This window comes from Acetobacter oeni, assembly GCF_011516825.1.
GTDB lineage: Bacteria > Pseudomonadota > Alphaproteobacteria > Acetobacterales > Acetobacteraceae > Acetobacter > Acetobacter oeni.
Genome location: NZ_WOTA01000004.1, coordinates 219,509 through 227,351, shown reverse-complemented (window position 1 = coordinate 227,351; position 7,843 = coordinate 219,509). Strand labels below are relative to the sequence as shown.

9 protein-coding genes and 1 pseudogene are annotated in these 7,843 nt (G+C 56.5%); 6 read left to right on the top strand and 4 right to left on the bottom strand.

The window, feature by feature from the left end; translation table 11 throughout:
- The 3 genes and pseudogenes from GOB90_RS04610 to GOB90_RS04605 all read left to right on the top strand — a co-directional run.
- Positions 1–99: pseudogene (locus tag GOB90_RS04610) on the top strand (IS5/IS1182 family transposase); the annotation flags it as partial.
- A 208-nt stretch (positions 100–307) separates the two neighbouring features.
- Positions 308–460 carry a hypothetical protein gene (locus GOB90_RS18945; RefSeq protein WP_206752466.1) on the top strand — a complete coding sequence of 51 codons (153 nt, stop codon included), beginning with the start codon at positions 308–310 and terminating at the stop codon, positions 458–460.
- Entirely contained in the window at positions 457–1,149 is a 693-nt protein-coding gene (locus GOB90_RS04605) for a MarC family protein (RefSeq protein ID WP_146887957.1), read from the top strand. The genes GOB90_RS18945 and GOB90_RS04605 overlap by 4 nt, the downstream gene beginning before the upstream one ends.
- Positions 1,150–1,290: 141 nt before the next feature.
- On the opposite strand, the gene GOB90_RS04600 is transcribed toward GOB90_RS04605, so the two are convergent.
- Together GOB90_RS04600 and GOB90_RS04595 are read right to left on the bottom strand one after the other, a co-directional pair.
- Positions 1,291–1,875: a uracil-DNA glycosylase family protein gene (locus tag GOB90_RS04600; protein ID WP_146887959.1), complete on the bottom strand. Its 585-nt coding sequence runs from the start codon at positions 1,873–1,875 to the stop codon at positions 1,291–1,293.
- Positions 1,872–2,582, bottom strand: a complete 711-nt coding sequence (locus tag GOB90_RS04595) for an NAD-dependent deacylase (RefSeq protein ID WP_146887961.1) — start codon at positions 2,580–2,582, stop codon at positions 1,872–1,874. The genes GOB90_RS04600 and GOB90_RS04595 overlap by 4 nt, the downstream gene beginning before the upstream one ends.
- A 728-nt stretch (positions 2,583–3,310) precedes the next feature.
- On the opposite strand from GOB90_RS04595, the gene GOB90_RS04590 reads away from it, so the two are divergent.
- Positions 3,311–4,333: a pepsin/retropepsin-like aspartic protease family protein gene (locus tag GOB90_RS04590; protein WP_146887963.1), complete on the top strand. Its 1,023-nt coding sequence runs from the start codon at positions 3,311–3,313 to the stop codon at positions 4,331–4,333.
- A gap of 240 nt (positions 4,334–4,573) precedes the next feature.
- Complete coding sequence (locus GOB90_RS19100) at positions 4,574–4,855, top strand: hypothetical protein (protein ID WP_242011783.1); 282 nt, start codon at positions 4,574–4,576, stop codon at positions 4,853–4,855.
- Positions 4,856–4,908: 53 nt separating this feature from the next.
- On the opposite strand, the gene GOB90_RS04580 is transcribed toward GOB90_RS19100, so the two are convergent.
- Positions 4,909–5,508: a TetR/AcrR family transcriptional regulator gene (locus GOB90_RS04580; protein ID WP_146887965.1), complete on the bottom strand. Its 600-nt coding sequence runs from the start codon at positions 5,506–5,508 to the stop codon at positions 4,909–4,911.
- A gap of 90 nt (positions 5,509–5,598) precedes the next feature.
- On the opposite strand from GOB90_RS04580, the gene GOB90_RS04575 reads away from it, so the two are divergent.
- Positions 5,599–6,837, top strand: a complete 1,239-nt coding sequence (locus GOB90_RS04575; protein ID WP_146887967.1) for an FAD-dependent monooxygenase — start codon at positions 5,599–5,601, stop codon at positions 6,835–6,837.
- A 264-nt stretch (positions 6,838–7,101) separates the two neighbouring features.
- Here the strand turns inward: GOB90_RS04575 and GOB90_RS04570 are convergent, their stop codons facing one another.
- The gene (locus GOB90_RS04570; RefSeq protein ID WP_146887969.1) at positions 7,102–7,740 is read right to left on the bottom strand and encodes a glutathione S-transferase; all 639 of its coding nucleotides are present in this window, start codon (positions 7,738–7,740) and stop codon (positions 7,102–7,104) included.
- Between the last annotated feature and the right edge of the window lie 103 nt (positions 7,741–7,843).

Below are 7,843 nucleotides of genomic sequence, written 5' to 3'. Positions count from 1 at the left end.
CTGAAGCATTTCAGAGGCATCGCAACACGCTACGACAAGCTGAAGTCAACCTTTCTCGCTGCCGTGCAACTCGCCTCCGCCATCATCGGAATTAACTGACGACACGCCCTAGCGAGAGTCAGTATCCTCCTAGAGGAGAGAAAATTTTATTGCCTGATCCTCTACACGATATGGTGTAAATCGTTGAAGTAAAAGCAGGCGAACCTGAATGCTTTCAGAATTTTGATGGCAAAGTTTATTTGCAGATGAACCCTGATGTGACGGCCGCTGGAATGGAACCATTGCTGCATTATATATTATGCATAGCATGACGAAAAAAGGGAGTTTAATAAAAAATAAGTATACAGGAGCATATGATGGAGTTACCGTGCAATGTATATTTTTTATTTTAAATAATGGTGAAGTTATTGTGTTTATTTTAGTTTCAATAAATGGTGGAGTTGGTGTGGTGCCGATATGAACATTCCTGTGTCTGTTTTTATTGCGCGTGATAGTTTTCTTCTGGCTTTTCCTGCACTGTTTTCGATTGTCAATCCACTGGGCGCATCAATTATCTTTTTACAGGCGGCAGAGGCACATACGATCGCGGAACGGGCGGTGCTGGCCCGCACGGTTGCTTTGTATTCCTTTGTTCTTCTTGTGGTATCAGTGTGGGCTGGTAGTGTTGTGTTGGCGTTCTTCGGGGTTTCCATTAACGCATTGCGAGTTGCTGGGGGACTGGTGGTTGCGGTGCGTGCGTGGACGATGCTGCAGAGTCCAGAGGCGACGGAGCAAAGGCGGCAGAAGCAAGTAATGCAGGACGGACAGCCTGTGGTGTCACCGCACTGGAATGACATCGCATTTTTTCCGCTGACGATGCCGTTTACTGTTGGACCTGGTTCAATTTCTGTAGCAATAGCGCTCAGTTCAGGGGAAAACGGAACACACTTTTTTGCCTGGGAAACGGGACTCTCTGTTGCGGCAGGGGCAGTTGCCGGCGTTGTCTGGGTAGCCTACGCCTATGCTGAACGTCTGACAGCGATGCTTGGTGTGACGGGAACGCGCATTCTCAGCCGTCTTGCTGCGCTGATTTTATTGACCATCGGTGTGCAGATTTTTGCTGGTGGGATCATGGGGTTTGCGACAGCATTTTACCGGTCATTACACTGAAGTGCAGTTAAATTTTTTTTGACAGAATATTGATTATTACTGTCCTCTTATAGTTAACCAGATGTTCACGTTGTTTCGAAGGTGTCCATTAAATCGATTGATTCCGTTCTTTTTTGTTGACCCGAAGCAGGCGGAGAGATTTTAGCTTTCAATTGCGCGGATTACTTCTTGTCGCAAGGCCGGGAGGACATCCGCAGTGAACCATGGCGAGCGTTTTTCCCAGGCGCTGGTTCGCCAGGAAGGATGGGGAAGCGGAAAGTAATTCGGTAGGTAATCGCGGTAGTTTTTGACCCTGTCAGCAACTTTTCCGGGTCCCAGGGCTGCGTTCTGTGCGTAGGAGCCGACAAGGAGGGTCAGGCGTATGTTTTTCAGTTCCGACAGGATCTGTTCACGCCAGAGGGGAGCACATTCGGGTCGGGGAGGACGGTCGCCGCCCTGTGGCAGACGTCCGGGATAGCAGAATCCCATGGGGACGAGAGCAACGCGTTCGGTATCGTAGAATGTTGCTTTATCCATTCCGAGCCAGGAGCGAAGGCGTTCTCCGGAGGCATCGTTGAAGGAGATGCCGGTTTCATGGACTTTTGTGCCTGGGGCCTGGCTGGCGATCAGAAGGCGGGCTCGGGGGGAGACGTGCAAAACGGGACGTGGTCCAAGAGGGAGATGGGCGGTGCAGGCAGTGCAGGCGCGGATCCGCGCGACCAGGTCTGTGAGAGTCTCGTCGCTCAATTTGCGTTCTCCGCCAGGAAGTCTTTCACGAACCGGGGGACGATGGTGGTGGCTTCTCCGTAGGCGGCTTCATCAAACAGGGAGGCGCTTCCGGACGGGGCGAGATTGAGTTCAATGGTGCGGGCGTGTCCGGAGGCTTCATCAATAAAGCCGGCGGCAGGGTAGACGGTTGCGGATGTGCCGATCGCGACGAAGATGTCGCAGCGTTCCAGAGCACGCCTGATGCGATCCATATGCAGGGGCATTTCTCCGAACCAGACGACGTCGGGGCGCAGGTTTTTCCAGCCACAGGACGGGCAGGGCGTGGTGCGATGACAATCGGTTGTCCAGCGTGGGGTAGCGCCGCAGTTCATACAGCGAAGGCGGAGGAGTTCACCGTGCATATGGACGAGGTTTGCTGAACCGGCGCGCTCGTGGAGGTCGTCGATGTTCTGGGTGACGAGGAGGAAAGTATCGTCGTCATTTGTGCCGAAGACAGCCTCAAGGGCAGCCAGAGACTTGTGAGCGGTATTTGGTTTGACGGTGGCGAGTTCGCGGCGGCGACTGTTGTAAAAGGCGTCAACGGCTTCCGGATCGCGGGCGAAGCCTTCGGGGGTGCAGACGTCTTCAAGGCGGACCTGTGACCAGATACCACCTTCATCCCGGAAGGTATCGAGGCCCGACTCCCGGCTGATTCCGGCGCCGGTCAGGATGACGATGCGGTCCATATCTCTCTCCGTAGCCCCTTTTACCGCTTACGAACATGGGGTTGATGGCAGGGTTTTTCCAGAAGGGTAGCAGTCTGATACGGCGTGAGATCACAAATTGCTTCGGCTGGATAATGGGCGTTGGAAGCCGGGGATGGCCTGATGCGGTGTTCAGGCTGGCAGCAGGTTTTCAGCGGGTGTCTCTCCTGTGGGTGACGGAGAAGAAGAGCTGTCCCTGCTTTGTCGGGGTGGGTTTATTTGTGATTGTTTGTGACAGAAGGGGGCCGGAGAGCAGGCGTATTCCAGACTTTTATGGATATTTTTGTTTCGTTTCTGGTATGTTTTTCAGACGCCCGGTTACGGGCAGGGAGATGTTCCGTCATTTCACCTGATCGTTAAGTGCCAATGCCTGCGGACGTGCCGATCTGCATGTTGGCGTGACCGCCGAAATTGTACGGGGCGCCGGGTTCGGCAACGAGCCGGGTCGCCAGGGTTTGTGCAGGATGACCGGGTTGTCTTTCACTTTGATTAACGACTGAGGGCTGATCGTCGCTGACAGGTCGGAAAATCATGTTCCGATGCATCAATGGCTTCTGCAATCCGCGCAGGTGCTGTTCATATGCGGGGAGCCATTCGGTTGGCTCGCATTCGGAGCCGGAGCGGACTATGAGAAAGAGAACCGGTGCGAAACCGTTACGAACCGGTCAGGCCTTTCATGATGGTCAGGTGGTCGTTTCAGGAAACGTGTGATGCGGGATTTCCTTTTCTTCCGACGCCTGGCAGCGGGCAAAATAGGGTGGTCTGTTATCGCGGTTGCGCTTTCGTGCGGCGCGGGTGCTCATGCGGATCAGCCTGTCTCGTCCTGCATTGACGGGACCGCGATTGTTCCCCTTCTGGGAGGGAGCGGGGACAGCCCGATCATACCGGTGAAGATCGGGGGCGCGTCTGCGGCGATGTATCTGAGTCCGGCTCTCAAACGCGTTTTTGTCCGGGATTACGACGATATATGGTTTCCGCCCGGGGCTGCCGAACCTCTGCGCGCTCAGGATGAGAACATCGTCGTTACGGAACGCACGGTCATCGACAGCCTGGAAATCGGCGGGCTGTCACTGTCGCAGGTGCCTGCCTCGCTTCTGAACGGGGAAGCGCACCACAATGCGGGCGGATTGCCGGTCATCGGGCTCATCGGACGGGACATTCTTCGCCACGCCGAGCTTCTGCTTGATGTGCCTCATGGGAAGCTTGCGCTCTTTCGCTGGAATCCGAAAAAAGAATGTGGCGAGACACCGGCAGCGATTTTCTCCGGTGAAGTTTATGACGTTCCGATGGATGATGGCGTGAGTATTCAGGTGCGAACCGGCGCCGTATCGCGGCGTCTCCGGCTGGACCCCGACCTTGCGATCAGCGTGATGCCACGGTCCGACGCTCATGACGCCGGCGTTTCCGACGAGATGCTGGCTCGGGATCAACACGAGACAATCCGTTATGAATCGATCCTGAGAGGGCAGAGACATCGGTTCGGGGCGGTGGGCATCGGGACGGACACACTTACTGCTTTCGATTTTCTGGTGCAGGACACTATTCGCGGTGGTGCTCTGGGGGAGAACTTCTTCGAGGGTGTCGTGGCGTTATTCGATTTCCCGCATGGGCGGTTTATCTTTCAGCCGACAGACGATCGAAATACTGCGCCTGTTCTGCATCTTCATTTTGACCAGTCACGTCTGGGTTATGCTTCGGTGCATGAAGCGCGGGGGAAATCCGGAGGGCGGTGAAGAGTCCGGAGCAGGATCTGGTTTCTTCGGGCGATTATATTTGTTGCAAATGCGGAGGAGATATTGTGACGGGGGGCGACGTTTACCGGACGGACGGGTGAGGCCGGGAGGAACGAACCCGCTGCGCGGGAGTGGTGTAGCGTGGCTGTCTGTCACCACGGCGTGAGACAGGTGTTTTATCTGAAGCTGTCCTGATGGTCCGCCGCACTCTGGTTTGTGTTCAACACAAGGAGCCGGATAATGACGGGGCTTATTTCTGCAGGGACGATCAGCCCTCTTCGCCAGCGCCTGATTGATGACATGACGATGCGAGGGTTCTCGCGCGAGACGCAGCGCGATCATATCCGTGACGTCGGTCGTTTTGCGACGTTTCCGGGTCGATCTCCGCTGTGCAGGGCGTGCAGGGGCCTGAATTACCGGTTTCATGATGAATGTATCTGTTTTGTCGATGAACTGTGGCGCGTCATTGCGGTGAGGCGCTGCGGATCCACGGTATCAGCTGTGATGAAAGTGAGCGGGTGAGGGATTTTTATAACGGGCGGGGCTGTTGGCTCCGTTTGTGGCGCAGATGGTTGTCAGCCCGGGGCGAGGGCCTGCTTCTGACGCACCAGGGGCAGGAAGATGTCGTCGACGATTTCGCGGATGGTCTCGTCTGAAAGGGGGCGGAATGTCATCAGCATTTCATGACGCGCCAGATCCAGAGGGAGGGTTGTGATCCGGGGTGTCAGGCGGGTGCTGTCGATTTCTCCACGTTTGATGGCGCGGGCTATGACGGTCTCGAACTGGCTGACGTCCACGATGCGCTTCCGCAGATCGGCCAGGCTGGAATGTTCGGCCACAAGATCCTTTTGCATATCGAACAGCAACTGAAGTCTTCCGGCACCGGCGCGGTCGGACATGAGGCGAAGCAGGAGGTGGAGTTCGTCCCGTAGATTGCCGAGATCGGGAACGACGACGGTTTCCCGCACGAGGTGCCGTGCGAGGGCTGCCGCCGTGAGAGCCATGCGGCTCGGCCAGCGACGGTGCAGAACCGGGCGGCTGGTTCCTGCGCGGCAGGCTACGCCTTCCAGGGTCAGGCTGGCGTAACCGTGTTCGGTCAGTTCCTCCCATGTCGCGTCGAGGATCGCTTCCTCCAGCGCCGCGCCGCGGCGTCGCGTTTTTCTCAGAACTCTCATGACACTCCGATAAGATGCACGATGAATCTTATTGATTCCGGGCGAAGGCTCTGTAAGATGCGACAGGAATCTTATTCATGGGGTCATATCATGAGCCAGACAAAGCTTCCAGGGCGCCGTCGGTCCGTCCTCATTTCCGGTGCGAGCATTGCCGGCCCGGCGCTGGCCTTCTGGCTTGAGCGCTACGGTTTTGCCGTGACGGTGGTTGAGCGTGCGGCGACGGTGCGGACTGGCGGTTATCCGATTGATGTTCGTGGCACGGCGGTTGACGTGATTGAGGAGATGGGTCTGCTGCCGCAAGTCCGGGCGGCGCATGTTCATTCCCGCGCCATGACTTTTGTGGACGGAAAGGGAGGCGTGATTGGCAGCGTTCCGACTTATGAGATGATTGGCAGCGATATGGAGAGGGATGTCGAACTTCCTCGCGGTACACTGACGATGCTGCTTTATGAGGCGACGAAAAACGGGGCGATCGAATACCGTTTCAACGACCGGATCGAGACGCTGCATGACGATGGTGCGGGCGTCGATGTTCATTTTGCGAGCGGGCGGCAGGAGCGATACGATCTCGTGGTCGGGGCAGATGGTTTGCATTCGCGGACGCGACGTCTGGTCTTCGGGCCGGAGGAGCAGTTCATCCACTCGCTTGGTTTCTGCTTCGGTATTTTCTCCCTGCCGAACGATTACGGGTTGTCGCATGAAGGGGTTTTTCATGCGGAGCCTGGCCGGACCGCCGGTTTGTTCGCGGTTCAGGACAGTGATCGGGTTTTTGGCTTTCTCACCTTTGCGGCGGGTGACTCATCGACTTCTGTCGGGCGTGATGCGGAGGCGCAGATCAGGCGCACGCGGGCCGTGTTTGCCGGGATGGGCTGGGAGGTGCCGCGCCTGCTCGATGCGATGGCTGCGGCTGACGATCTGTATTTCGACAGTGTCAGTCAGATCCGGATGCCGGGATGGTCGAAAGGGCGGGTGGTTCTGGTGGGGGATGCGGCTTTTGCGCCGTCTTTCCGGTCAGGCCAGGGGACAAGTCTGGCGCTGGTGGGTGCGTATGTTCTTGCCGGTGAGCTGGCCACGCATGACGATCCGGTGGAGGCGTTCGCGGCTTACGAGCGCGTTGCGCGGCCGTTTGTTGAGGCGAACCAGGCATTGGTGAATGACGGCAACGGGGGATTTTTTCTGCCGGAAACGCAGGCGGATCTTGATGCGCGGGATCGTGCGCTGGCTGAGATGACGAAGAACAGGGGGGCGGTGCGGCCGGTATCGGCGCGGCAGCCGGTGCATAGTGCTATTTCTTTGCCGGATTATTCGGAGGGGGAGATGCCGGGTTGAGGGCGGCGGGCGGTAGTTCGGTGTGAAACGGGGTTGGGGGAGTGGGAGTTTTTCATTCTGATCGGGAGTGGCCGGGTGATGAGTTCCGGTTGCAGACACGATTGCTTACACCCTCGGTCCGGATATTTCGGAGGACAAAATTATGTCCGGAGCGTCGACATTCCTGTGTAGCGCATAGCAATCACCTGCGGTCTGATCAAAATTCTGTCCGCTTCCATCAGAAAACCTGTCTTGTTGCCTGTAGTTTCAGGCAGATGCTTCCATTCACGACGACAGCGCCAGTTGTTTCCGGACGCTGGCACGCTCTTGCATCTTTGCATACCAGGTCTGGAGAGCCGCGCATTCCTCGGGCACCGGCACATCCACGAGTGAAGCAAATATCAGGCCACCGATGACAGTAATGTCGGCCATTGAAAACGTTGCCCCGGCAACGAATGGCTGATTTCGTAAAACAGAGTCGAAGTAATGCATTCCCCTCAATGCCCTGTCGCGCTGACGAAGTCCCCATTCGACGTTTTGGTACAGCTCGACACCGGGTCCGAGCCCAGGCGTGGCATGGTGGAAACAGACACTGATGGCGTCCAGCAATTCCAGTTCGGCGCGCTTACTCATCATGTGAATCGCACCCTTTTCCCGGGGCGTTCGACCGGTCAGCATGGGCACACCATCAAGCGCGTCGAGATATTCGGTAATGGCCGTGCATTCCGCGAGAAAAGTCCCGTCGTCCAGTTCAAGCACCGGCAGCGTACCCGAGTAGTTCTTTGCCAGAAAACTGGCAGTCTTATGCTCGCCTTTCCAGAGGTTGATGGTCTCGAACTGAACGCATGACTGAAGATTTTTCTCGCTCAGAGCGATACGAACCCGAGCTGGATACGGGCCGGTGGGCCAGTCATAAATTTTCATTATCCCGCTCCACGTGGCGTTCATCTGACATGATGTTTTCATTCTACCTGTCAGATGGTAGTCTGAAAATGAGGCTTTGAACTGATGTCGTCAAGAGCTATCT

Coding starts and splice junctions, on each gene's coding strand:
- GOB90_RS04595 (WP_146887961.1), bottom strand. CDS start 2,582: ATGGACCGCATCGTCATCCTGACCGGCGCCGGAATCAGCCGGGAGTCG.
- GOB90_RS04570 (WP_146887969.1), bottom strand. CDS start 7,740: ATGAAAATTTATGACTGGCCCACCGGCCCGTATCCAGCTCGGGTTCGT.
- GOB90_RS04605 (WP_146887957.1), top strand. CDS start 457: ATGAACATTCCTGTGTCTGTTTTTATTGCGCGTGATAGTTTTCTTCTG.
- GOB90_RS04580 (WP_146887965.1), bottom strand. CDS start 5,508: ATGAGAGTTCTGAGAAAAACGCGACGCCGCGGCGCGGCGCTGGAGGAA.
- GOB90_RS19100 (WP_242011783.1), top strand. CDS start 4,574: ATGACGGGGCTTATTTCTGCAGGGACGATCAGCCCTCTTCGCCAGCGC.
- GOB90_RS04575 (WP_146887967.1), top strand. CDS start 5,599: ATGAGCCAGACAAAGCTTCCAGGGCGCCGTCGGTCCGTCCTCATTTCC.
- GOB90_RS18945 (WP_206752466.1), top strand. CDS start 308: ATGACGAAAAAAGGGAGTTTAATAAAAAATAAGTATACAGGAGCATAT.
- GOB90_RS04590 (WP_146887963.1), top strand. CDS start 3,311: ATGCGGGATTTCCTTTTCTTCCGACGCCTGGCAGCGGGCAAAATAGGG.